At 38.3% G+C, this 26,984-nt stretch carries 16 protein-coding genes and 3 pseudogenes; 7 read left to right on the top strand and 12 right to left on the bottom strand.

Annotated features, from left to right (window positions below):
• Window positions 1–668: 668 nt before the first annotated feature.
• Window positions 669–1,535 (bottom strand): annotated as a pseudogene (locus VTAP4600_RS06140) (helix-hairpin-helix domain-containing protein); the annotation flags it as partial.
• A 113-nt stretch (window positions 1,536–1,648) separates the two neighbouring features.
• Between VTAP4600_RS06140 and VTAP4600_RS06150 the strand changes: the two are divergent.
• The 4 genes from VTAP4600_RS06150 to VTAP4600_RS06165 all read left to right on the top strand — a co-directional run bounded on the left by VTAP4600_RS06150 (window position 1,649) and on the right by VTAP4600_RS06165 (window position 8,641).
• On the top strand, window positions 1,649–4,729 hold the full coding sequence (locus tag VTAP4600_RS06150) for a hypothetical protein (RefSeq protein ID WP_231897881.1): 3,081 nt from the start codon (window positions 1,649–1,651) through the stop codon (window positions 4,727–4,729).
• 13 nt (window positions 4,730–4,742) lie between these two features.
• A complete protein-coding gene (locus VTAP4600_RS06155; RefSeq protein ID WP_231897882.1) occupies window positions 4,743–6,560 on the top strand; it encodes a site-specific integrase in 1,818 nt (605 codons plus the stop codon).
• 189 nt (window positions 6,561–6,749) lie between these two features.
• A complete protein-coding gene (locus tag VTAP4600_RS06160; RefSeq protein WP_102521990.1) occupies window positions 6,750–7,286 on the top strand; it encodes a hypothetical protein in 537 nt (178 codons plus the stop codon).
• Complete coding sequence (locus VTAP4600_RS06165; RefSeq protein ID WP_102521991.1) at window positions 7,286–8,641, top strand: site-specific integrase; 1,356 nt, start codon at window positions 7,286–7,288, stop codon at window positions 8,639–8,641. The genes VTAP4600_RS06160 and VTAP4600_RS06165 overlap by 1 nt, the downstream gene beginning before the upstream one ends.
• Before the next feature lie 1,545 nt (window positions 8,642–10,186).
• On the opposite strand, the pseudogene istB reads toward VTAP4600_RS06165, so the two are convergent.
• The 8 genes and pseudogenes from istB to VTAP4600_RS06205 form a co-directional block, all read right to left on the bottom strand.
• Window positions 10,187–10,927: pseudogene (gene istB / locus VTAP4600_RS06170) on the bottom strand (IS21-like element helper ATPase IstB).
• 9 nt (window positions 10,928–10,936) lie between these two features.
• Window positions 10,937–12,468 (bottom strand): annotated as a pseudogene (gene istA, locus VTAP4600_RS06175) (IS21 family transposase).
• A 634-nt stretch (window positions 12,469–13,102) separates the two neighbouring features.
• The gene (locus VTAP4600_RS06180) at window positions 13,103–13,366 is read right to left on the bottom strand and encodes a helix-turn-helix domain-containing protein (RefSeq protein WP_102521992.1); all 264 of its coding nucleotides are present in this window, start codon (window positions 13,364–13,366) and stop codon (window positions 13,103–13,105) included.
• 1,618 nt (window positions 13,367–14,984) lie between these two features.
• Entirely contained in the window at window positions 14,985–15,605 is a 621-nt protein-coding gene (locus tag VTAP4600_RS06190) for a hypothetical protein (protein ID WP_102521993.1), read from the bottom strand.
• A gap of 88 nt (window positions 15,606–15,693) precedes the next feature.
• The gene (locus tag VTAP4600_RS06195) at window positions 15,694–17,910 is read right to left on the bottom strand and encodes an AAA family ATPase (protein WP_102521994.1); all 2,217 of its coding nucleotides are present in this window, start codon (window positions 17,908–17,910) and stop codon (window positions 15,694–15,696) included.
• A 297-nt stretch (window positions 17,911–18,207) separates the two neighbouring features.
• The gene (locus VTAP4600_RS26180) at window positions 18,208–18,897 is read right to left on the bottom strand and encodes a hypothetical protein (protein ID WP_231897884.1); all 690 of its coding nucleotides are present in this window, start codon (window positions 18,895–18,897) and stop codon (window positions 18,208–18,210) included.
• Between the two features lie 35 nt (window positions 18,898–18,932).
• Entirely contained in the window at window positions 18,933–19,886 is a 954-nt protein-coding gene (locus VTAP4600_RS26185) for a KAP family P-loop NTPase fold protein (RefSeq protein WP_231897885.1), read from the bottom strand.
• A gap of 294 nt (window positions 19,887–20,180) precedes the next feature.
• A complete protein-coding gene (locus VTAP4600_RS06205) occupies window positions 20,181–20,933 on the bottom strand; it encodes a metallophosphoesterase (protein WP_102521995.1) in 753 nt (250 codons plus the stop codon).
• 695 nt (window positions 20,934–21,628) lie between these two features.
• Here VTAP4600_RS06205 and VTAP4600_RS06210 point away from each other — a divergent pair.
• From VTAP4600_RS06210 to VTAP4600_RS06220, 3 genes are read left to right on the top strand one after another with little or no spacing between them, the layout of a single operon-like run.
• Window positions 21,629–22,576 carry an ABC-three component system protein gene (locus tag VTAP4600_RS06210; RefSeq protein WP_102521996.1) on the top strand — a complete coding sequence of 316 codons (948 nt, stop codon included), beginning with the start codon at window positions 21,629–21,631 and terminating at the stop codon, window positions 22,574–22,576.
• Entirely contained in the window at window positions 22,566–22,805 is a 240-nt protein-coding gene (locus tag VTAP4600_RS06215) for an ABC-three component system middle component 8 (protein WP_102521997.1), read from the top strand. The genes VTAP4600_RS06210 and VTAP4600_RS06215 overlap by 11 nt, the downstream gene beginning before the upstream one ends.
• Window positions 22,802–24,592 (top strand): DUF2326 domain-containing protein, encoded by a 1,791-nt coding sequence (locus VTAP4600_RS06220; protein ID WP_102521998.1) that lies wholly within the window; start codon window positions 22,802–22,804, stop codon window positions 24,590–24,592. Before VTAP4600_RS06215 ends, VTAP4600_RS06220 begins: the two co-directional genes overlap by 4 nt.
• Before the next feature lie 48 nt (window positions 24,593–24,640).
• Here VTAP4600_RS06220 and VTAP4600_RS06225 read toward each other — a convergent pair whose 3' ends face one another.
• The 3 genes from VTAP4600_RS06225 to VTAP4600_RS06235 form a co-directional block, all read right to left on the bottom strand.
• A complete protein-coding gene (locus VTAP4600_RS06225; protein WP_102521999.1) occupies window positions 24,641–25,093 on the bottom strand; it encodes a hypothetical protein in 453 nt (150 codons plus the stop codon).
• Between the two features lie 91 nt (window positions 25,094–25,184).
• Window positions 25,185–25,799, bottom strand: coding sequence for a hypothetical protein (locus VTAP4600_RS06230; protein WP_102522000.1), 615 nt, complete (start codon window positions 25,797–25,799; stop codon window positions 25,185–25,187).
• A gap of 117 nt (window positions 25,800–25,916) precedes the next feature.
• Window positions 25,917–26,381, bottom strand: a complete 465-nt coding sequence (locus VTAP4600_RS06235) for a hypothetical protein (protein ID WP_102522001.1) — start codon at window positions 26,379–26,381, stop codon at window positions 25,917–25,919.
• Window positions 26,382–26,984: the final 603 nt, after the last annotated feature.

Consider the following 26,984-nt stretch of genomic DNA (forward strand, 5'->3'; position numbering starts at 1 on the left):
CTATTAACTAGCAAACGTTCTTCTCTCCGTAATACACAGTGTGCATCCACAACTAAGAGACTAACTTCGCGGCGAAAAACATCAATCAGAACTTAATTTTTATATAAAAAAATGTGAGCAAGTGCAAAGTTTCATCAAGGCAGTGACTGAGTTCAAAGTTATTTACCAAATACACAACAATTAGATTAAAATCCATAATTTTCAGGTAATTAGCAAAATAACAAATAATTAAAACATTGAAGTACGCCGAAAAAATCAACATAAAAACAGCCCTAAAACACAAATTAGGACATTGATCACTGATTTAGATGAGACTTAATTTCAGGGAAGAAATTACATATAAGCAGACAGTGGATAGTTAGAGATTGAATAGAAACACAGCCAAAAACATCCATTAATAGAAGGCAGAGCGCAGACTAAATTAATGATAAACAATTCAATTAATCACGATATTACGACTCAACAAAAACAAAAAAGTTTCTATAAAAGATAAAAAAAGGTGATTTTCACTGATATTTCAAGGGAAGTGTGACTTAAGGCGGTAGGCGGTAGGCGGTAGGCGGTAGGCGGTAGGCGGTAGGCGGTAGGCGGTAAATTGAAATACCTAACGATTTTTGTCAATAAAAAAGCCGCTACAAAAGATAGCGGCTTTAGAATGTTCCAGAAAACTAACCGATTAACTCAATGAGTGCTTGCTCATCTTTTACTTCAATACCTAAGTCCGTTGCTTTTGCCAATTTGGAACCTGCGGCTTCACCAGCAAACAAGATATCTGTTTTCTTAGACACACTGCCAGTAACTTTAGCACCAAGTGCCTGTAGAGCGGCTTTAGCATCATTTCGATTAACTTGTGAGAAGCTGCCTGTAATCACGACCACTTTGCCTTCAAGAGGTTGGGGTAAATCTGCGCTTACCTCTTCAATGTCTGGCCATTCAACACCCAGTTCACGTAATTGCCTTACGACTTCAATGTTCAATTCTTGCGAGAAAAAGTGCAGTAAGTGTTTTGCCACAATCTGCCCCACATCACTCACTTCTAGTAGTTGTTCTTCAGAAGCGCTTTGAATCGCTTCCCAAGTTTTAAAATGACTCGCCAAATTCGCAGCGGTTGCTTCACCGACTTCACGAATACCCAGCGCATAGATGAATCGAGCTAGCGTTGTTTGCTTGGATGCATTTAACGCAGAAACGACATTTTGAGCCGATTTTGGCCCCATACGATCCAGTACAGTGACGACTCCTGCCGACAACTTGAATAGATCGGCAGGTGTTTCCACCATTTCTTTATCTACCAACTGCTCGATGACTTTAACGCCTAAACCATCTACATCTAGGGCTTTACGAGAAACAAAGTGTTTTAACGCTTCTTTGCGCTGCGCTTGGCATACTAGCCCACCACCACAACGCGTCACCGCTTCACCTTCGACTCTTTCTACTGGTGAAGAACATACCGGGCACTGTGTCGGGTAGACAATACTAACCGCATCTTCAGGCCTTCTTTCAAGCACAACAGCAGTCACTTGTGGGATAACATCGAAGTGTCACCTTGCATCTAATATTTCATATAGAAAAAGGCCTTGCAATCACTAGATTAATTACATTCAAGTACTACACTAAAGGTAGTTGAAACTATCAACAAGGGCATACTATGTTAAACTATGAAGACAGACTCATATTCTTGTCTAAGTTTCTTCGTTTTGATATATATGAATTGATAAGAAAATATATAAATAATCAGAGTAAAAGCCAGCAAAAACGACTTTCGCTTACCTTGGTTCAGTACGTCGAACTAATATATGTGCCCTTTAACAATGACGAGACGAACGAACTAATTCTTAGCTTGACCTACATTCGTGCAGACCTCTGCCAAAGATATAAAATAAAAGCTGCTAAAGATTGTTATCGCCACATTAACTTGCTAATAGAACACATGTTGGATCAGGGCTGTTTCAAAAAAGAACTTGTTGATGAACAACATTCACTCACTTGTACTCTAACTAAATCTCAATACGAAGCCTGTAAATCAGAGAAGATACCATTAATGGTTTCTGTTAAGTTCAATTGCGACCTCACCAAAGCAGATGTCACCGACAGCACAAAGAGCCAGCCCCCTTCACTTAAAGTTGAACAAAGACTTGAATATTTATCTTCCTTCCTGAGTAATGAGGTTTCTGAGTTAGTTGTCAATTTTGTGTACCAATCAAATAGTGTAAGACAAACTCAACTGACGTTTACATTAGTAGTGTACATTGAGGTTTTACATGAAGCATTTAACAAAAACGATACAAATAAGCTGGCCCAAAGTTTATCCTACATCCGAACCGACCTTTGTCAAAAATACTCTCTTCTAATAGTCGAACGTAAATTTAATCATCTTAGAATACTTTTAAAGCACATGCTTAAAGCAAGCTATTTTCATGAAGAATTAGTGGAAGAATTAACGACCTTTTTTTTTCCTATCAGTAAGACCCAATACGAAATCAGTATGTCCGAGAGCATACCTGAAGAAGTTTCTGCTCAGTTCAAGCATGATTTCAGGGTTACTGATATACGATGTAGAGAAAAAAACCATAAACTCTCTATTAATGTAGAAGAAAAACTTGATCGCTTATCTGGCATCCTGAATGAGGATATTTCTGAGTTGATTATAAACTTTTTATACCAATCAAATAAGGAACAACAAACGCAACTGACATTCAAATTAGTCACTTACATAGGTGTTTTGCATGAAGCACTTAATAACAACGATACAGATAAACTGATCCGAAGCCTGACCTATATCCGGTCAGATCTTTGCCAAAGACATACCTTCAAGGCAGCTAAGTCTGTACTTGTTCGTTTTCAAATGCTCGTAAAGCACATTATTAAGGCTGGCTACTTTAACGAAGGCTCCGTTGATCAACTAGCAACTTTTCTTGCTCCTTTTAATGAATTACAATTCGAAATCAGTAAGTCCGAAACTATACCTAAAAAAATTTCCAATCTATTTGCGCATGAACCTAACGCAGAGGAAAGTTTCAAGGAGGCTCTAAATTCTTGCTGCACTAGAGAAATTGCAACCAGACTCGAAGAGCACGTCAACACGTTCAAGGTTAAGAAGCACCACAGAGCACCTCTGATTTTATTCTTAAAGCAAATTTCCGAAAGCGACCCTGAATGGCATAAACACACAAGAGTGATTGAAAGTGAACTTCTTAAATTTAGAAGTAATTTACTTGATAACCTCCAAAGAAATACAGCATATGGTCGATTTCAGAACGTTAAGAACTCGATTGACGTATTGGTTAAACATGGATTGTTGTCTAATAACCTTGATATGCCAGATAATTTACGCAGGTGCACGAACACAGAAAAGGTGCGAAAGAACAACCCTTTAATATGCGAAGTTGATATGTATGATGAAACAAAACGTGAGTCATACATAAACAGTCGAAAATTCATTCAATCAATAGAATGCGATCTTTCTAAAAATTTAAATATACTTGTGGCAGATGCTCAAGAAATTGTATATCAAGGGTATCAAAAGTTTTGCGAAAAAGAGAGTTTCATAGCACAAAGTCAATTTGATGAGTTTATCAACCATCCAGAGTTACTTGTAAATAACACTAAAGGTAACAACGGCAAATCAAAGGTAAACCCTTTTTATGATAAACACCCAATGCGCACTAAAAATCTTACGGCTTACTACAACCATTTTTTTGATGATATGGTTCATGGTAGAACGCAACATAAGATGACATCTCTCTCGATCAGTGAGGAAATCCTTGGATATTTAGGTCTAACCGCCAATGTTGCATCTGCGATGCAAATAATCATCACTGAAGAACTTGGGATTAACCCCTATTCACTTTATCGAGTAAAAATTTCGTCTAAAGGTCATGGGTCTGAATTTGTTCAAATCGATGATGAAGGTTCTGTAAGAATTAACGCACTAAAGCCCCGGGCAAGAAGTTCTCACCCCAGAAAAGCGGTAGGAACCTTTACTCCATTGGCTAATATAAAGGCAAACGAAATAAATGCAGCCACTTGCCTAAAAATGGCTTTAGAAATGACATCCAGAACTAGGAAGTATTTAGGTGTAAAAGAGCTATGGGTGTGCTTGAGTGTCACGGGCTCGACGGTCGCCAGCTTGAACTCATTCCAGACACAATTTAAAAAAATTGTAAAACAAGCATCATCGAAGAGCACGACCCTACAGTACGCAACATTGAAAAAGGTTCGATCATCCAAGGGAGTTTTGATTTATATACTGACAAATGGTGACTCACTCAAGACTGCGGCATTCTTTGGTAACACTGTTAAAACAACTCTAAGTCGTTACATCCCCAAATACCTCACCGAGTTAGTCTACAGAGTGAAAATTAGAAATTTTCAGAACATATTTCTTTTTATGGCAATTTCATCAGATGAATCTCCAGCAAAATCACTAAATATGAGTGATAGTGATTTTAAGTTCCAGTTAAAACAAGCATTCAAGAATCCAGATATGGGCGGTAATTTATACGAAAAACTTACCCAAAACCCTACTGAAAATGAAGAAAATACCCCTCTCTACTTTTGTATCTCAGACTTAAACCTCCAGTTAGCGATAAAGTATGCCAAATATGGTGAAGATAAAGAGCTAAAGAATAACTGTAAAAATGTCCTTAATAAGATTGGAGAAGAATCACCCGTAGTAATAAAGAGCATGCTACGAAAGGCACAACTAGCGGTCGAACAAGAAAAATAGGGGTATAGGTAAAATGGAGCAAAGTAATATAAAAGCAATCAAAGAACTGGTGGATCCGAATGATTTGCCTGAGCTCATTAGCAATTGTACTTATCCTAAACCTCGATGGATGTTGAACGAGTCAGCTAGCGACACAACTTGGTTATTTCCTAAAATTGGTATTGAGATATCCTTCTTTGAAAAAAACAAGGATAAAGCATTAAAACTTTCCTTTAAAAGAAAAATTGCACCCGATAAATACCTGACTGACAGCGAAAATGAAGCAATATTAACCGACATAAAAAATAGCCTTCTTTATCTTACTACCACAGGTAAAATTACACGCCCCAAAAGACTCTTAGAGATCACAATAGCCGCAACTAAACTCATCAATCATGCAAACGAGCTTCGTCATGATAAGAAAAAACCTCTGGTTCGGAGTCTAGAGCACATTAAGTTTAAGGAACTGAAAGACTATTTGTTGTCTTTCAATGTCGAGAGGGCGATATTTAATAAAACGCTTAATTTAATATTGAAGAAATGGAGTTCAAAAAGTGATATCGACTGGATGTTAATCAAATCTGAGTTTGGCCTTACAACTCGGAGACTCGATAGTCTTAAACATAAGATAATCCAGTACCTAAAATCCGAAGAAATTGATGGTTTCAGTTCTCAAATAGACTATAAGCGTGAATACGAAAATGCTAATAATCGAGAGTTTGATATAGATTTTGATCTGTTCCCTAGTGAAAGTACTATCTCCAATGAAATTTCAAAGCTAGAAGCTCTTTACACATCAAGAACTGCTCAGAGATATAAATTCCAGCATTCACCGATGAAAATTTTTTCTGGAGGGGAAGCTATTTTTTATGACATGGTGGAAAGGATTAAAACCCCATTGATGCCAGTATTAGTATCCCTTCATGCTATTTCTTCTGCGCTCTCTTTCACTCGTATTTACGGAGCATCACTTCGCCAGTACCTTTCCGACTTATCTAAAGCTGAAGAAAACAGGATAAAAGAATTAAGTATAGCACTATCAACTAGCCGAAATCATAATATTGAAATAAAAAATCATGCCTTTGAAAACGTAAAAATACCAAGCAAAATAAAGAGTTTAAATATTACATCATGGGAAAATGGGGATGACACCAATTTAAAATATAGCGAATTAAGAAATGGTATGTCGGTTCGCACGGCTGTGAGGCTTTACACCGCAGCAATGTATATACAGCTCGCCAGCTTTTCTGCTGGACGATCTTCATCATTACAGACTCTAAGACGTAATTGTTTTGTGCTATCACCAATTGATGGTCTTTTCGATTTAGTCATGCGAATTCCTAAAAGCTCTGAACGTATAGAATTAGAAGAAGTGCATAGGCCAATTCCTGATGTGATATACGACTATGGCCTTGAGTTCGCATTATTAGTTTGTGAACTAGAAGAAAGACGAGGTTTTATTGGTGCCGAGCATGAATTATTTTTGTTTGGTAATGCACTATCATATAGATCAGTGAGTGCAGCTCGCAAAGACGGTGGAGAAATCTGTAAGTACCCTTTAGGAAATGATTATTTAAATAATTCTCTTCATATGTTTATAGACTGGAGTGAATCACCTTTGATTGGTGAGAAAAGGTGGTATCCATCAACACACCAATTCAGAAGGCTTTTTGCAGTGATGTATTTCAACTTCTCAGATGAAGTTGGCTTAGATGAACTATCGTGGTTTATGGGGCATTCTAACCTCGATCAGACGTTTCATTATGCAGAAGTGTCACCTGATGATGAATGGATCGATGAAGCTGAAGCGGCAATTGCTAGGATTTGGGGCATCATTACACAAATTAATTAATGCCGACGAGACTGTGAGAAGCATCGTCGACAAAGCTAGAAAATCAACAAGTATTTCTGCTGTGTTAGAACCACTGGTTCGTAGGTTGATTGAAAAACATAAGAATAAGACAGGACAAGTGGTTCGCTTTTACAAAATTGATAAAAGCGAAGTTTTCTTTTACTTTATTAACCCAGAGGTGAAGGAATAATGTCTAAATTTAGGAAAGGTGAAACATCTAAACTTGTTATCGAAAAGAAAAATTCAATCACTAAATCTATAAAACGTAAAGCAGAAATTATTGATAAGATAAAATGCTATGAAGATATCCCCAGCAGTTTAGAAATGAAAAAGAATACTATTTCTCTAATGTCCGTTCACAACTGGGTTGATAGTAATCTTGGTCTTATACGTTATTCTTACAATTCAGCTCGTGCAGACCATAACGCAAAAAACTTGGAGTCTTTAATTAGATCTATTGATAATGCTAACGCGAGGTTAGTTAGTAACCTAAAACCTGAAATCAAGAATAACTGTGCAGTCACCACCCGCCTATCTCAAGATTATGTTAAAAAATTAAAAAATGAAAATGAAGAGTTGCGTGTAGCTTTAGCTGAAGTATATAGAGCCTATATGCAGATTTTAGGCGAACTTCGAGAAGATAAGCAGATTGATGCTGCATATAGGAAACTAATACTAGCTCAAGCTCAAATTCTAGGGAAAAACAGAGTTTGGGAAGTAACATAATGTCTACTGTAGTCGTTGCCAAAACACCTGACCTGACCTTTCTTGTAACTAGTAGGCGTAGAGGTCAAGAATCTGATTGCCCATTGCCTCTTATTATGAAAAAAGGTGGTCGGTTTGATTGGCATGCCAATTCATTTATTACCGCGTATGGCGGTGGTTCACAAGCATATAATATTCGTCCTTTAGCTAAAACTGTTGAGAAAAAAGCATATAGTCTAAATTTGTTCTGTAATTTTATTGAAGATGAATCTATATGTGTTCATGATATTAACGATAGTACTCTATATCAATACGCTGATTTTTTAAAAGGTAGAGATGTTTCCGACGATACGGTACTAAAGCACGGGAGAACGGCGATTGAGTATATCGTACATCTCAATAAGCATCACCCTGACTGGAAGCTAGCTACTAGCGAAGAAGATAACGATAGAGCATTTGGCGTTCATTATAAGAAAAAAATATATAAAAATGGATATATAGAAAAGGAATATTTTCATCATGAATCATTAGAAGGCTTAATTCACATTGCTGCGGAATCTGAATACATTCGTGACTACGAATTAATTATGTGGCTTGATGCTATCAACTGTTCAACTTACCATCCAAAACCAAATGGTTTTTTGATAAGCAGATGGGAAGCATTAACCACATTACTAGAGATAACTGGTTCTAGGATATCAGAAGTTCATCAAATCACTCGAACAATGATAAAAAATGCTTCTGACTCATTTCTGTTAAATGGGAAAATGCCAGTTATCCGTAATATTCCCATAAGAAAAGGAAAGTACAAAGGGAAAACTCGTAATGTGAGAACTACCTATGAAGATATCCAAGTTATTCTTATTTACATTTATAAAGTTGAAGATATGTTTCCTGATATGGATCATGATGCTCTATTTGTTGATTCAGAAAAAGGAACTCAACTTAAGCCATCTTATTTAAAAAATTACACAAAAAAAATAATTAACGGCAGTAAATATTGTGATGCTTTAAGACATCTATCAAACCATTCTTTCCGCCACAGATTCATTACTCTTAATATTGCTAAAGCAATTAAGAAGATGTCCTCGACAGGTAGTTTTTCTAACATATTGAGCGTTGCTGCAAACGCTTGTCGTAAAATAACTATGCACGCATCCAATGAAACTTTATCCCATTATGTCCACCTTGCTTCTGAAGTTAATTATAAAAACGATGATATGGGTAAAGAATTCAAGAAGACCTCTACTCAAATTACAATCCGTCTAAAGAAAATGATGATGATTGCAAATTTACTTCACTCAAAAGAAATAAGCGAAACTGAGGCTCTAGACTCCCTTCTTTCAACTCTAGATGGATTAAAGAAGTTCGATTAATACAGCATCACTCACCTAGAAAAATAGTATCTAAGCCTGAACTCCAACCTTAGTTTTGATCCTAATGCAAAAAAAAGAATCACTGTTTGTCTTAACTCTTAATTATGAACCAAAGACAACTTTAAGCATCTGACGATGGCATTGAAGTACTCTATGCGATTTGATTAACAAGCGACTGTTTTTCTAACTTAATGCTAATTCCGATCTAATCCAATGCTAATTCCGATCTAATCCAATACTAATTCCGATCTAATCCAATACTAATTTTATAAGTCTAAGTTTCGATACAAATTTCAATTGCTCATTCCTAGTTCTATGACTAGCAGCTAACTCAACTTCTACTATGATGTAATGTAGGAGATTGCTCATTGTGTTCCGCTACATTATGTCCAGTTGTCCTTCGTTGTTCACCCATGGACAATACTACTAAGCGTTGATTTGTAGCTCACTGAAGTTGTAAGTGCTTTTTAGGGACATAATTAAAATCAGTGATGGTTATACATCGATGTTTAGCTTAACCACTAGCCAAAAGATATTGAACATGAGTAAAGAGCGGTCAAGGAAGGCTGCATTGATAGATAACTGTGATTTACCCACAGGGTTGGAGCGTAATCTGGTGAGGTAATCAAATCTCGACTAGCAGGTGTTGAATGTTTCACTAAAGATCTGGCATGAACTACATCGATGTTTGCGTTGACCACTAACCAGAAAATAATGAACGTTGATTAAATCTAGCATATAGATGAAAAAATCTATATGACAGAATGGATGAGAGGTTTTTATTGATATTTTACAAATATTTAGTAGTAAATTTTGATTGTTGCATTTGACTTCTAATCAACAAAGATTCAACGAGAGTAAAGATCGGTCAAGGAAGACTACATTGATAACTGAGATTGACCCGCAGAGTTAGAAAGAATTTAGTTAGGTAATCAAATCAGGTCCCTACGCTGGTGTTGAACGTTCAACAAAGATCGATCATGAGCCGCATCGATGTTTGCCTTGACCACTAACCACCAAATAATGAGCGTTGATTAAAGTTCGTATATAGATGAAAAAATCGATGTGACAGAATGGATTAGAGGTTTTTATTGATATCTCATAAATACTTAAGAGTAAATTTTGATTGTTGCATTTGACTTCTAATCAACAAAGATTGAACGAGAGTAAAGAGCGATCAAGGAAGGCTACATTGATAGCTGAGATTGACCCGCAGAGTTAGAAAGAATTTAGTGAGATAATGAAATCAGGTCCCTACGCTGGTGTTGAACGTTCAACAAAGATCGATCATGAACTGCATCGATGTTTACCTTAACCACTAACCACCAACCACCAACCACCAAATAATGAACGTTTATTAAAGTTCGTATATAGATGAAAAATCGATGTGACATAATGCGTTAAAGCTATTTATTGATATTTTATAAAGACTTAAGAGTAAAGATCGGTCAAGAAAGGTTGCATTGTGCGTATTTCGGCGATTCCGATCGGGCGTTTCGGTTTAATCCGATCACCTGACCCTGCCGTTTTTCTCTACCTCTAGTTTTACTCTAACTGATCGGATTGCGCCAGTTTTCTCATTGATTCCCCTCCTAGTTCTAATCGGTGGCTGTTATGGATTAATCGGTCTAAAACAGCATCAGCAACCGTGGCGTTACCTATCATGTTGTACCATTCTTTTACAGGAAGTTGGCTTATCATCATCGTGCTGCTGACCTGATATCTGTCTTCAAGTAACTCCAGTAAATGACCTGCATGATCCTGAGTGAGCTTTTCCATTCCCCAGTCATCTAGGACGAGTAAGCCTTTTTTCGATAGTGCCAGTAGCTGTTTTTGATATGTGCCGTCAAGACGGCCTGAACTTAGATCATCCAGTAAGCGACTCAAACGGTAATATCAAACGCTATGTTGCTGCTCGCAAGCCTGAGCCGATAAAGCGCAAGCGATATAGGTTTTTCCTGCTCCTGTAGGGCCAGTGATCAAGATATTTTGATGTTTGTGCAGATAGATTCCTGTCAGAAGTTCACTCATCTGACTCCGCATTAGACCTCGCCCTTCTTTGTAAATAATTTGGCTTGCCTGCGCATCTACTCTGAGCTTGGCTTGTCGCTGGAGCCTTTGGATCTTAGTTTGGTTTCGGTTAAGCAACTCACTCTCTAGAAGTAAGCTTAACCTTTCTTCGAACGCTAGCTCTGCGTAAGTGGATAGCTGCTCACGTTGCTGCTCTAAAGCTTGTGCTGCATGACCAAGGCGAAGTGCTTTTAGTTGTTCATTTATCTGGTTCATTACGTACTCCTAGTGGTAAAAGTCAGGGCCACGAACATTGCTGTGCTCTATGTTGGGTGTGGTTTGAGTTTCTGATGAGAGTTGGCCTTCCCGATGGTTTACTAACAAGTTTTTGACGAACTTAAGATAGGGTTTATTGATTAGAAGCGCATCCTTACAGGCTTGCTCTAGACGAACATCACCGTATTTTTTACTCAGGTTCAATAAGCCAAGACAGCTACGATAAGCTTGTTCAGGGTGTGCCTTTTTCATCAATTGAACATTCACCATTTCACGAGTTGCAGCGCCAATATGTTCTCCCCAGCGCAATAATCGTTCAGGAGACCATTTCTGATACCGATGGTTGCTGGGCATGTGTTCGGGGTAAGTGCTTATCCCTCGTTCTTTTGGGCTACATGGATGTTGTGAGACTAGGTTTCCTTGATAATAAATGCGTATCAAGCGGGAAGTGGCTTCAAGTTCAACATGTTGTCCCACTAACTGGTGAGGCACAGAGTAGTAATGTTTTCTGTACTCTATGTGGTAGTCAGGCCCAACTTTCGCCCGCTTAGTTTCGGTATAGATGTAGCGTTGGATTGGAAGTGGTCTCAATGCTGGTTTATCTAACTGCTCGAACAGTGCCTGACGGCTGGCTCCTAGCTGTTTCATTTCCCTTTGGTTCAAATCATTCATTAGCTCACGGATGGCTAGGTTTAACTCTTGAACGTGTGGAAGGTATTGTGTCGTAGTCGCATCATTATCCAACGCTCAACAATGAGCACTGCATTTTCAGCTTTTGCTTTGTCTTTAGGTTTGTATGGTCGAGCAGGCATGACAGCCGTCTGGTAATGGTTAGATAGTTTCTGGTAACTATCGTTGAGCTGAGGTTCATAGCGGTCATGTTTAGTGACAGCCGAACGCAGGTTATCAGGGACTAACAACCTTGGAACCCCGCCGAAGTGTTCGAAGGCATTGGCATGGGCTTCCAGCCAGTGTTCTAGTTTTTGACTCTCACTTGCTTCCACGTAGGTATAATTGGATGCACCAAGAGTGGCAACAAAAACCTGGGCATGACGGATCTCTCCCGTGTCAGGGTTAACGACTGGGATCGTTGGGCCACAGTAATCAATGAACAGCTTGTCACCTGCGATGTGGGTCTGTCGCATGCTACGCTTCTGCTTCTTTAACCAACGCATGTAATGTTCACAGAACTGAGTATAAGCGTAGGCTCGCTCCTGATATTGCTCGTAATATTCTTCCCACAACAGCAGTTTCGTCATGCCTTTTCTTTTTAGTTCCGTACAACAGTTAGCGAAGTTTGGCATCGCTTTGGCTTTATTCGCTCCTTTTGGGTGATAAAGCGCATTGGTTAACTCTGTATCTGAACAACTATCAGGGAGCGGCCAACCTATTTGGCTTTGATTAAAACGACTGATGATTTCAGATACGGTCGCACAACCAATTTTCAGACAGGAAGCGATATTTCTGTGTGACAATCCGCACTCGAATTTAAGGCGTAAAACCTCTTTGATTTTTGTCATTGGTGTTCTCTTTTTTGGCATCATCACTTCCTAGTTGTATACGACTACTAACAAGGATAGCGACTGGTTGATTTAAAAGAGAAAAAGGGAGGGTTTCGGAGTATCCGATCAGTGATTTCGCTATTCCGATCGCCCATTTCGGAGTTTGGGCTAAAGTGATCGGATTATTGCGGAATGAGCGATCGGTTTAAACCGAAACAGGTGATCGGATAATGCCGAAATAGGTGATCGCAATGCTCCGAAATACGCACATTGATAGTTAACTATGATTCACCCACAAAAAAGTTGGAATACGCTTCTCGCCTTAGCAATGTTTCAAGTATGGCAAACTCATCTGAATAGACACTGAATGAACTTTTGCACCAATACACAACGGGGCAAATGAGACAGGGGAAATGCGAGATGTGACAATAATTTCAAACTATGAGTGCAGCATATTAGCTAAGGTAAACTAGCTCAACACTAGTGTGATCAACCTAGGCCTAGATGCAAATTTCAGGTGTTCATAAAAATGACTTTTCTGGTCAGTTGTTCATCAGTGAGCAACAATAAAGAAAATCGAACCGTTAGTATATAACTCGCTGTGATTTACCGTAGAGAAGTTGGAAGTAGCTGTTTGAAGGAGGCACATCAAACCTCTGCTAACTTGTATAAATTATTCATCACCGTCTTCTGCGAATAGCTCTTCGATTTCATCCCAGTCAGGTAGTTGATGTGTTTTGTTGACAACCTCAAACTGCAAATCAACAGCATTTAACAACCTTTCAAATATATCGAATGAACCTGTAAAGCGACCATTTTCGATTTCTGAAATAGTCGTTTTATTAATTCTGGTCAGTTTTGATACTTGTACCTGTGTTAGCCCCTTATCAATACGTGCATGCTTAACCTTTAATCCTATTTCTGACCTACAAGCCATAGTTTCTCACCGTATTGTTAGCTAAATAGCTAACATTTTAGGTCATGTTTCAATTATTAGCTATATAGCTAACAAGGAAATGGACAAAGCGTCCTATCAGTTTCGCTAATTTAAGAATTAACCACAAGTATGAAAAGTCACTTTACTTGGGATCGAGTCTTGGTGGTAAAAATCAATCAATTGAGAGGCTTGAGGCTGAAAAACCAGCTTTTAGAGCAATTCCGCACTTGATTGTACAACGCAACTCAGCGCGGAATTACGATTGAGCAACTAAACGAACCATTACAAACTAAACAGCAGAAGTGGGTGCTTTATAAGTAAAACAACCACGGGATAACAAGGTTCTCGGGCTGATGAGGTAGTTCCTCAGGAAATGGAGGAGTATATCCTAATGGCTATCAATTAAGCAGCTTAAACGCTTTAGCGAGGAGTTGGAGCACTGTAAGCCAAAGTCTTGGAGAAGAGTGAGGAAGAGCATGAGCTAGGGAAGGCTCGCTTGATTGAATGCTAATTCCGATCAGGACTCCCACTTAACCTGAATTCAGAGTAGCCGAATGTAAATTTCAAGTGAGCATTGGCCCGTTGTCCATCATTGTCCATCAATGGACAATGGTACTAAGGAGGCTATCCATTAGTTTGTAGCTTGCTAAAAGATGCCTTGTTTTTTTAGGGGGATAATTAAAATTAGTGATGAAGAAGACATCGATGCTTAGCTTGACTACTAGTCGACAAACATTGAACGTTGACTAAAGCTAAAACATGACCAGCTAAAACTATGCGAACATTTATAAGTGATTGTATTATAATATTTTATTTTTCATTACATGCTTAAGAGTGAGTGTTGTTAGGTGCATCTGACTGCTAATCAACAAAGATTGAAAGTAAGTAAAGATCGATCAAGGAGCCTGCATTGATAGGTAGATGTGATTAGGTTGGAAAGTAATCTGGTTGCGGTAGTTACCTGTACACTACTAGCCCACATTGTTAATCATCTTTGTCTGCAAAGAGTTCTTCGATTTCATCCCAACTAGGCAGTTGATGTGTTTTTTCTACGACCTCGAACGGTAAGTCAACGGCGTTTAACTATCTTTCAAATATATCGAATTAGTCTGTAAAACGGCCATTCTCGATTTCTGAAATAGTTGTTTTATTAATTCTAGTGAGTTTTGATATTTGTACCTGTGTCAGCCTCATATCATCACACGCGGCTTAGTTATTAGCCTTGTTCCATATCTGAAAGCCATAGTTCATTCATCTTAAGGTTAGCTACATGGCTAATAATAAAATGAGAGCGACTGAGGTAGAAAGTGTCACAAGTAAAAGTTCAATCCATAAAGGTTATGGAGAATTATCATTTTCGGAAAATTGAATATTAGCAATTCATGAATAACTAGAGGTATGGCAAAGTCAAAAAAAAACCACGACTCGAAGTTAAGAAAGGGGGCAAATTATGGGTGACATGATGATATTAAAAGCAAGTGCGTAAATGATGTGCATTGCATCACATATAGGCAATAGCATTTCTATGACCTACAACTCGTTTTTGGACACTTATGAGTTACGAGGTGCCAACAACCGTGAAGATTATAGACACATAAACACGTTAGTTTTTTCAGCGTTATCTGCCAATTTGGTTTCGCAATGAATCGCTAACGCTATCTAAACTACGGTGCGTGAAATCGTGCTTTAGTACCAATTCATCTTCAATGCTTTTACCTTGAAATAACACTTGGGAGTCATCTACAGTCGTAACAAAGATTGGTCTGGATTCAAGCATAGCTTTGGATATGCCCGATGCATCACAATAAGCGTTCAGACCTTCAATGCTTGTTGCCCATGAACACCCTAAGTTATCCACACATTCTGTTTCCCTACCTATTCTGTATAAGGTAATGACTTGGTTACTCGGAGTATAGATTTGTGGGAATTTAGATAGATCAAAGCGAAAACAATCATAACCACCTGAAATTATGCCAGAAGTATATAGCTCAATAAACATTTCGTCTTGAGCATTTCCACGCATCATCTCAATAATTATGCCTTTATGACATGTAAAGAAATGCAGTAAACACTCCAAATTTTCGCCATACTTGCTAGTATAAAAATCAAGATTAAGATCTTCACCCGATTTAATTGTTTTGTTGAGGTAATCTAGTTCGCTCTTGTTCAGGAACTCACGCTGTAAATGATCTATATCGATGGCTATAGCACTGAGTAATGAAGTTAAATATTGGTTCAAACAGAAATTCCTCAACGAATTTATAAGAGAAGGAGATATGCGTTTATCTCACTGTTAAAAAGAAAACAAATGACGTGATTCTCGAGAGTTAGGCATAATATGCGTCATAGTGTGGCTTGTCGTTCGTTTCTATGGCGTTCGTAATGATCTCCCATGCGTTAGTTAACTGCGGCTGCACAGCTTCGGGGAACTGAACGCCTAGTTCCATTGACCTAGCGTGGCATTTTTCATTCATGTACTCATACAATGTATTTGCTTTAACTTCCGCATCTTCAATGTTTTTCAATAGATTAGGTGCTATCTGGTCTTTGCCGTTACCCCTGAACTCAGTCAGATTGAAACGGAATGAAAAATACACTTCCAGTATCTTCCTCACGTACGATTGCACTGCAACAGAATCACAATTTTCTGGTCGCTCTACAGCTTCTTTAACCTTGCTGATCAAGTAAGCATACTCGGATCTGTGATCTTTAAGTAGCTTAGGCAATGGGTCAATCTTAGATTGATCGCCTGTACGATTAACTAAGAAGAACTGTGCTCGCTTTGCTGTGCCCGTCTTAGTCCTACTGAAATAGGACAACCACGTTTTTACTAAGTTAAAGAACTCAAAGTTATGCGTAGAAATGAAAAGCTGTTCAACCTGCTCATGACCTAGCTTACTTTTGATAATGCCTAGAACGTTATAAATGTGGTTTGAATCAAGGCTACAGATCGGGTCATCCAAATACACGATAGGTTTGATGCCATTTAAGGATTCATCTTTTAATTGTGTAATGAAGTACGCAAATGCTATTGCAGTGCGTTCACCATCAGATAAGTGCTTTGCCTCTCGATCTTCACGCATGAACTTATACGTGCCATCTACAGGCTTAATCTCTATATCAGTCTTACCGAAGTACTGTCGCAAGTTGTCTTTTAGACTATGCGCTCCCTGTTTAGTGTTATTAAGTTCAGCCTTTATCGCATCAATACGTGCCTGATTAGCGTTGATCTCGTTTTGTGCGGTGACAGCAGCATCTTTAAACGCTTGTATATCAAGCTGTGTTTGCGGGTGGTCGTAGTTCTGTGTTTCTTGGTACACATAGTGACATTTGATTGCTTCAATAGCCTGACGCTGCTCTGTGGAATGGTTAGCAGCCCGCTCATTGTGCGCTTTTATCGATGCGTTGAACTGCTCCATCAAGTCTGTAACTAGCGGTAAAGGGTAGTCTGATGCATTAAATGGAAGTACCTCAGCCATGTGCTCTTTCTTGTCAGTAAGTAACTTAACCAGTGACGCTTTTAGTTCTTCGACAGAATCATCGATTGGCTGGATTTGGCTTCTTAATTCGTCAAAACCTTTCTGTAGATCTGGGTAAAGTTGACTGGTATCTGGAATACTTGATGTGAATGCTTGTGATTGAACCGAAGTGATAGCAACATCAATCCTTTGGCTAAGGTCTTTGTACGCTTTCGAAAAATAAGCATTTAACTCATCAATTCTTGCCTGACTAATCGTGTTGTGACAGAACTGGCAGGTGGTATGTCCAGCGTTACGCTCTATCCCTTCTTCTACCCAACTTCTAAGGCTTTTATCTGCATCCAACTCAGCAATAGTTATCTGTGTTACTGAAGTCGCCATGATTGATTCAATGTCACCCAAAATACCTTTCATTTCTGGGGTGCTAAGTTTAACTTTAGGCACGCTTGAAACAGCACTGGCTCTCGCTGTATCAATGTAAGCACTCATTTGTTCTGGTGTTAGATCATGACTAGCTTCAGCAGATGCAAGCATGGATCTTACGCTTGAAGCGTTGAATGTAGACCTACCTAGAATACTCAATACCGCAACGTTTCGACCTACTTCAGTTAAACGATTATTTTTCTCTTTTTCTTTGCTTGCTGCGAATCCTGTGTTTTGATCTCGCTTAACTTCCTTTACAGGAATAGCCTCTTCCAATCGTTGAAGCTCTGTCTCTAGTTCGATGTTACGTTCACCTACGATCAAAACAGGGCTTACGCTTGATTCATCAAAATTAACGTTTTTAGCGATGTAATCTGAATTGAAAACACGTAGGTTTTCTATTTTTTGTAAGTTGTTACTTTTGATAGAGCTAGCTTCATGACAATCGACTTCAAAAGATGCCCCAGTGAAGCCTTCTGGTATTTCACCAAGCTGCATTGCTTGGAAAACACGTGAAAGCGTGGTCTTTCCAGAATAATTAAAGCCATAGAATAAGTTAAATTGATAGAAAGGTTGACCAGCGTTAGTGTTGGTATCCTTGAAGATACCGAAGTTTTTTATAGACTTTACGTTCTTAAACATGCACATACCCCAACTAGGTGACTCTTCATTCTACTATGCATCATCTAAGATTGGATGTGACTGCTATCAACTTAGTTGCTTAATTTAATTAGGCGTTTGAATTACCATCCCTGAAGGAATTCTTCATGGTCGCCAGTACGGAATGGGGCACTTTCGAGTTAGAAAGTGCCACAGGTAAGAATTCAGTCTGTGAAGCACTGATATTTCAGATAACTTTTAATATGCCAAAACATGGTAATTAACTGTAAATATACGGTCAGATATGTAATCCAGCTATAGGTAGCCCTAAGTAATCTATTAAACGTCTAGAGCAGTGCTGAGTTCTACGAGATCTTTATATCGATCGTAGAACGATAGTTGCTCTACTGGGGACCTTCTATCATTTCCTTCACCTTTTGCTACACACTCTTCCTCAACCCAATGGCATCCGTACTGAAGCCAATTGCTGATATTGCTTATCGTCAAAGTTTCGCCACTGTCATTTGTGTTTCTGTTTGAAAGTTTCAGTGCGGAATAAGTACTCTCTCGAATGAACCCCATGAGCATCGAGCTGTGTGTGGAAGAGAAATAGTTGTTTAATGTGACTGTTGCGTCTGTAGATCGATATAGGCTCTGTATCTGGAGTGTCGTACCATGGTTTTTTTCTACAAAATTAGTAAAAAATGAGTTGGTATCAATGTGAATGTCTAAGACTCTCTCTCCGAGAAAAAGATTGTGAGCAAATATGTTCCATTCACTTTTTGCAGTGCCTGAAAAGATTGTTTTTTTATGTAGCTTAGTGAAGAACTCTGGGTATTTTTCCTTTATACACATTAAGATTACCAAGTAGTACAGATTAATAGCACTTCCTCGGCGCATATTGGTGATGGTCGAAGCCAACCTTTCCATAACTTGGATAGCCTCTCTTGCAGACAACCCAAATGCCTGCAATATCGTTGATAGGTTACGTTTTCCTGTGTCGCTCTTCGTAGCAGTCTTCTCGTTCACTGCACATTTCGGCCATACTTTCAGTCCGCTATCACTCAAACCTGACATTGAAATTTTGTTAAGATCGCAATGCACTTCCAAAAGCTGCTCATAGTTAGTCTCAGCGTGTACCTTGCATCAAAGAAGCGCCCAAGGTAAGTACCAGCATCAAAACGCTGGCCATAAACAGCTTTAACCGCATGCTGTAACTGTTCCGTGTCCGTCGCCACAACAAAGACTACACCTTTAATGTTGAAAATATGTTTTATTGTCTCCAGCATTTCTACTGCATAGCTTGGACGGCAGCGGTCTAATTCATCAATGAGGACGAAGGCTGGATAACTTTTATCCGTAAGACTTATTACTGCCTCTAGCCACTGACTAACACTATCCTTTAAGGCTGAAATCGCTTTCGCTTTTCCATCATGTTCGTCCAGCATGTACTGTACCGCTTTGGACGCAGCAGCACTCATATCTAAAGGTTTATCGTCCTCTCCCTTTAACTCAGATTCAGCGTTCGCTTCCTCGGCATCATTCATAACAGCAGCAAAATCAATGCCAGTAAATTTTTTAGCTACCCCACCTGCGATTGCGGGAGCTAGAGCTTTAAACAGACCTCCAGCCTTACCAACTACGCTAAACATTGTCTTGTCTTCTGTCCTGCCTGCTTGAGCTCGAAATTGCTTAGTCATAGAAGAAATTACCGTCATCAACGGGTCATCTGAATAGTCCTGCTGCCAAGCATCAACATAGACAACGGGATGATGAGCTTTTAAGTCTTCAGCCCAACGACGAAGGAAATACGTCTTACCACTGCCCCATTCGGAATTCAGGTTTAGCACGTAACTTCTCTTCTTGTTACCATTTTCAGAACTATCATCATACCCCTTAGATGAAAGGAAACTTGCTAGATACTGGGCGTATTTAGCTCGGTCTAGTGTGTCTTTGGGGTAATGAGCATTTTCAATCGTAATTGAACTATTCCAGTTAATTTCTACATTCTGAGACATGTGAACTCCCATGCATTTAAATACAAGGTATCCTCTACTTTTTCATTCGAAGAAGCAAAGAATTACGGGGGGAGAGAACTAGATTCCTTGAGGTATGTCGATTAGGCATTAAGAAATGATAATTTCTGCCCCTAGAACAAGTTTTACCATGATAGGCAATGACATGGTGTTAGGAAAAATAATGCTCGATGATGTAAAGACAAGTATGGGTTGAGCAACCACTAAATTGTTTTGGGGCAAAGACGTTCTAACAGTACACGAAGCACATCCTTGGACAAGTACGGGTAACACACATCATAAGGAAATTAAAATTTTGTGTGATGGATCGAAGTTCGAAACTTCTTCATAGCCAACGTATCCACGCTGGTTTGTATGGAATTTAATATTGAAATCAGAAAATTCCATACAATCATGGTTGTGTCCGTAAAACCAGACTGCAATTTTATCAGCAAGAACTGAAAATTCATCGCATTGGGAGGCAAATGCAGGACTAAGTGGGCTGCCCAAGTATTCAAGTTGTATTCCTTCTCTAGATGGAAGGTGGTGGGTAACGACAACATTGACATCTTCTTTGGCTTGACTTATTGATTCGTAAAGGAAATGCCTAGATTTTTGGTGAAGTTCTCTCGCATCCAATGGTGAAAATAGCTTTCCATGATATTGAATTTTTCGATAGTCATTCAAGCCTGAACGAGCTAATTTCATAGAATCTTTAGGGGTCTCATAAAGTTCGAAATCAGTCCACAAAGTACACCCATGAAATCTAACACCATTGATTACAACGCTATCATTTTCAAGAAAGTATACGTTGGAATAACGTTCAGCTCTGCTCCTACATTCTTCTATCAATAGCTCTAGCGATGAAGCACCATAGGCCTCATGATTACCTAGGACATACACAACAGGCACATCAAATTGTGCCGCCCAATCAATTCCTTTAGTGCCGAGGTGAATGTCTCCACTAAGTACGACGACATCTGCGTCAGTTTGCGGGAACTCCATTGGACCAAATTCCAAATGAAGATCAGAGAGATGGCAGATTTCCATAAATTTCTACTTTGATAAAAATTGATGACCCGAATGTAGTTCAGTGTTACAAATTCCTACAACCCGTAAATTGATACTTTCAGGCGATACCATAACCTGAGGCTATACAGCTACAGAGCGTGCTGTAGTTATGTAACGTTAGTATGCTTTTATGGACAGTTAAATACTGAATGCTAGTGGTATTATTTATTTTTGAAGCAATCTGACAGACTTTTCTGACTGAAGAGATCAATTTCCGCTACTAAATCAATAACCTTGCTAAGCTGAATTCTGTCTAGTTTGTATCCCAATGAGTGCTAGCACAGGAGAGGCGTACTACTACAGGTTTAGATAAAGTCGTCGATATCACCAAGCGTTTTAGTTCAAAAGAAAGATTACTTAGATTGAAGTCCCCCACTCAGGTGCTGTATTCATCGATACTAGAACTAAACTATGCAGGCGTAACCCAGATGTTGTGACAGAGTGTTTATATATCGTGGATGAAAGATGAACATCCATTGTTTAATGGGTGTATCACACAAATTAGTGTCAGATGATCAACCAAATAGTTAGACAACACAGACGCACTTTGTCTGAACTGTCATAGAGAACGACATTTCCGGCTTACTTCACCAAATAGCTAATAACAATATATTTTTCTTGCTGATGTTACAATTCAATAGGACAATAGACTCATATCAATATGAGCTATAACAATGAATTATAATTACGCAGACCTATCACCAACACAATTTGAACATCTCGTGATACTTCTATGTGGTGAACTATTTGGGATAGGCGCTGAAGTATTCTCAGATGGCCCCGATGGAGGCCGCGACTCTCGATTTGAAGGTATGGCTCAAATGTATCCTTCTATGGCTCGTCCATGGGATGGATTAACTGTCATTCAAGCTAAGCACACTATTAGCTATAACAGCAAATTTAGTGACCCAGATTTCTTTTCTCCAGATTCGGAGAATGCGACCATTACCGCGGAAGTAAAGAAAATAAAGAAGCTGATAGATGAAGATGGCCTCAATAACTACATCATATTCTCTAATCGAAAACTTCCAGCAAACATCAACGAAAAAATCAAAAAGTTCTTATCACAAGAAACTGGCTTACCTAAAGAAAACATTGGTCTCATAGGAACTGAAACTATGGGGTTACTATTTAAAAGATTCCCACACATTGCAAAAGCTGTCGACCTCAACCCTTACGATGTACCATTAACAATCCAACCAGATGACTTGGCTGACGTAATCGTATCAATTAAAGATGCTCTTCCTGCTATCAAGAAAAAAAACATTGAGCCGAATCTTAAGAGAACAGATTTCGGCAAGAAAAATGAAATCAATAGCCTCACAGACGGTTACGCAGGAGCAATACTAAAAAAGATGGGAGATTTCTATGCAATTGAAAACTTCCTTTCAATGCCTGACAACGAAGAGTACCAACAAAAGTACATCGAGACAGCAGATGAACTGCATGCAAAAATATGCATTTACAAAAAAGACCACCACTCTTTAGACCAGGTGATAGAAAAGACTATCGAGCTAATCATAGATAGAGATAATGACTGTAGAAGAAATAAAGCCCTTACAAGGGCGATGGTTTACTACATGTACTATAAATGCGATATAGGTGAAAACTATGTTGCTTAAACCAAACAAAAACGCACACCCAGACCTGACAATATTAGCAGCATCGTCTTTAATTCTAACCAGATTAAAGAAGAAACGATTCGATACTATCACGGTTCTAAAACAGGTACTTCACGATAACAACAAAGACTCTGTGACCCTACTAGAACCATCACTAGAGTTCCTTTTTCTATTAGGCTTGGTTGAATACCACCCCAAAAATGACTTAATCGAGTATGTAGGCTCATGAAGATTTCGAAAATTTACTCCAACAGACCAAACATTTTTCAGCCTATAGAGTTCAATGAGGGGTTCAACGTTATTATCGGTCAAATTAGACTACATGATGACAAAAATAAAGATTCTCATAACCTTGGAAAAAGTAAATTAGCCGAGCTAATCGATTTTGGCTTTCTAAAGCAAAGACATAAAGAGACGTTTCTCTTTAAGCATATGGATCGCTTTGATGATTTCATTTTCTTTTTTGAGATAAAGCTAAACGACGGCTCATACTTGACTATCCGTAGATCCGTAAATAAAAACACTCAACTCTTCTTTAAAAAACACTCCACGAAATATCAAGACTATAGATTCTTGGAAGACTCAGACTGGGACTACCAAAAGCTCACATTTGATAATGCCAAACTTCTGCTGGATAGCTTTCTCAATCTCACATCGATATCCCCTTGGGACTATCGCATGGCGGTTAGCTACGCACTGAGAAAGCAGGATGATTTTAATGACATATTCCAACTAAAAAAGTTTAGTCGTGGAAAAGACCTAAGCTGGAAACCCTATATCGGTCATATACTTGGTTTCAATGCCGATAATTTAAAAAGCAATTATGAGCTTAAGATTGATATTGAAAAAGTAACTGCACAACTTGCTGATCTTCAAAAAGAAATTGGTCTTTATCAAGGTGATGAAGAAGAGATGCTTCAAGATGCACTTTCTCTAAAACATCAAGATGCTTACGCCCTACAGGAACAATTAGATGCGTTAAATTTTGATGACTCTGACACCGAAACTGTCGAAGAACTATCCGAGAATACCGACGAAGAAATCGAAGAGCTTAACCGTGTACGCTATTACTTGAAATCCGATTTGAAAAAACTACGAAAAGTAGAGTCCAAGCGATCGGTATCATTTAACACTGATAAAACGAAAAAGCTCTTTACAGAAGCAGGGATTCTCTTTGGTGACCAAATCAAAAAGTCTTATGATGAATTAATCGAGTTCAACAAAAAAATAACAGTGGAACGCTCAAGATTTGTAAAGCAACAGACTAAAGAACTGGAACAACAAATTATTGATATTTCATCGCGACTAACGGAGCTCAACACTCTAAAATCTAAGCAAGTTTATTTCTTAACAAGCACAAACGCGCTGGAAAAATACAAAGAAGTATCCAACCGGTTGCTACTAGTGAGTACAGAAATCAACTTGATAAAAAGAAAACTAGAGATTAGTGAACAAATAAAGAGCAAAAAGAGTGAATCTAGAACCCTGAGCAATAGCAAGAATGATGTTATTGAAAAAATTAGGCTAGACAGAGATTTTGTAATGCAATCCGACACGTCTATCTATAAGTCTATAAAAGAAAACTTCACAACATTTGTTAAGCTAGTACTTGATAAAGACGGTCGAATTTCTACGGAACAAAATGGTGAGGGAAACTTAGTTTATCATGCTGGTTTTGTAGATGGCGATTTTAATTACACTAGTGAATCAGATGGGTGTAGTTATAAGAAAATTCTTTGTATTGGGTATGACTTAGCAGTGAACCTCGCTTTTGCAGACAAAGATTTCGTCCGCTTTGTCTATCATGATGGTGGATTGGAAACTCTCGATACCCGTAAAAAACTAGAGTTTTTGAATTATGCTCGTACAATTCCAGAGCTATTTGGAACTCAGTACATTTTAACTTTGATAGATTCTGACTTGCCAGAAGGCGTTGAATTCACAGACGAAGAGATAGCTCTCACTCTCCATGACAATGGGGATGATGGCCTGCTATTTAAGATGCCTTCATGGTAAAATTTAGCCAATAGAGGTTCTAGACAGAAGATAAGTTTAGGGTCATGTTCACAAACGCCTACTTCGAATTCGTTCGTTAACTTTATGTAAAACGCCAGCTATTGGTGTTTTACATAAACTATCATAATTTATTTCGTGTCTATCAATTCTAGAAAAACTTTCGTGGAAATCGCTACTTTTGGAGACAATCACCTTGTCTAGATTGTAACCAATGGAGTTAAATTGGTCTGCTGTTATATCAATAATATAGTCATCGTAGAGCAACCAAGCATGAGATTTTTCTCGATTATTACCTAGGCCCTTACCTGAAACATACAGACTGTCTTTTCCATAAGCAGTTTTTAGAAATAGACCTAAAAGGTTCGATGTATCACCGCAACATCCAGAGGGAAAACCATCTAAGCACTTGTAAAAGCAAGTTTTATAATGAAAATCTGACTTATCAAACGATTCTAGGGCAGTCCTGACTTTTCTAATGTCCACAATAATTGAATCTTTCAAATTACCTCCATACTAGTATTACTCCAAAACTCAGTACCCAAAACAAATCTCAAAACAGATATTGTATCTTGCTGATTTTTGCTCAGCATCCTTAACAACATAATAATTGAAATGTGATGAATCCTTTCTTTATCTCTTCACTAATTTTCGGTCGAGATTTCAAATCAACTAAAACTTCATACTCATGCCCAAACTCAGCATTGCCACCAAACGGCGCAACAACGGCTTTAACTGTAGAGTCTGTCTTAATCTCAATTGCGTATATTTTTATAGGCTTGATGTATCCATTTTTCAAGGCGTGATAAATTGCTATATAGGGAGATAAAGTTGTAGATACAGGCAGATACCAATTATCATTACTATTTTCCGAGCAAACTCCACGAAAGAGAATCTGTCCTTTTGACAAAAACAATCCGTTTTCTTGTATTTCCGTCCCTAATGCTTTGAAATCATTTCTATTGAACGTTCTATACTTTTTCTGAAACAACTTAAACACAGGGTTTTTAACGTTATTAGCCTTACTCTCTTGCCATTTACTCAAAGTGCTAGAGGATTCAAGAAGGGCCTCAAATTCTAGACATTGTTCAGGCTTTTTATGTTGATTTGGGGCTAATTGATAGTTAATAAGTTCTGAAAATAAATCTAAAACACTTTGAAAACTACCATTCCAACCAATTTGTTTAATATCAAACTTATCTAAGACCATCTATACTCCAAATACACAGCGCTAGTATGCTGCACGCTTACTAACCTCAAGATGATTAAAATGGCCAAATAGCCATAACTTAGAGCATTAACGAAAAACATTCCGTTAATACTCATATTATCCACTATCTGATAGTCTCTCTAAAACGGTTGCGTAACAGGATTCAAAGGCTCTTTCCAATCCCGGAGATGAATACTTTTTCAAGTGGATACGATAATCGGCAATGCCATTGTCTTGAATTTCGAAAGTAGACAAAAAATCATTATGTTCGGCCATTATTATTGGCGGATTCCTATAGCCATATTCGTTGAACTGATCGCTGGTAATGTCAATGTAGAAACCATCCAAATAGAGCCAAACGTGAGATCCTAACTCCCTATTAAAACCACCATTTTCTCCACGAATTAGCTTTGAATTAAAATATCCGTTATCACTCAAATATGCAGCCAGTAGCTGGGAACTATCATCACAACAAGCGTCGGGAAACTTACTAACAGAAAGTGATGTCCCATCAAAATCACAGGGATTTAGATTCTCCATTGCAGCTCGGAACTGGCTTACCAAAAATGGTAGTCGACCCATTTAGCCTCCAAAATACATAACAATTCTTTTGTTCTAAAAGTGAGGCATCTTAACAAAATATCAGCTTAATGCATCAACGTAAACTTATGTTTTAAAAGATTAAGATTAAAAAAACGCTAGTCGATAAACGAGATAAATATTTCTACACACCTCACATCGAGCATTAGATAATCTAACGAAAACTCTCAGAGTAAGACTGACTCCCTTGTATTTCACCAATAAGGAAAGGGTCAAAATTAACGTGTCCGTAATTTTGTCCATTAAGCAAATAATGAATTAATTCTATAGTGTAAACGTCGCCAAGTGGTGAGAAGCGAACATTCAAATTTGACTGGAATAACAATAGATAGCCGAGTGTTAGTAAGTTAACAACGAGAGGGAATAAATTTTGATAAGGAATAGCACATTAATAAAATGCGTATGATATTAACTAATCTCTAAAGGGGGGTACGTATGAGTAAAAACATTCTGTTAGGATTAGCTAAACCTTAGATAAAAAACGGCAGATCATCGCGTCCCGACGAATCCACCGTCTACACATAATTATGGAGTTATAGGCTTACTGTTACCATTACAGCTAAATCGACAGTGCTCTACTATACC

Source organism: Vibrio tapetis subsp. tapetis (assembly GCF_900233005.1).
GTDB classification, from domain to species: Bacteria; Pseudomonadota; Gammaproteobacteria; order Enterobacterales; family Vibrionaceae; genus Vibrio; species Vibrio tapetis.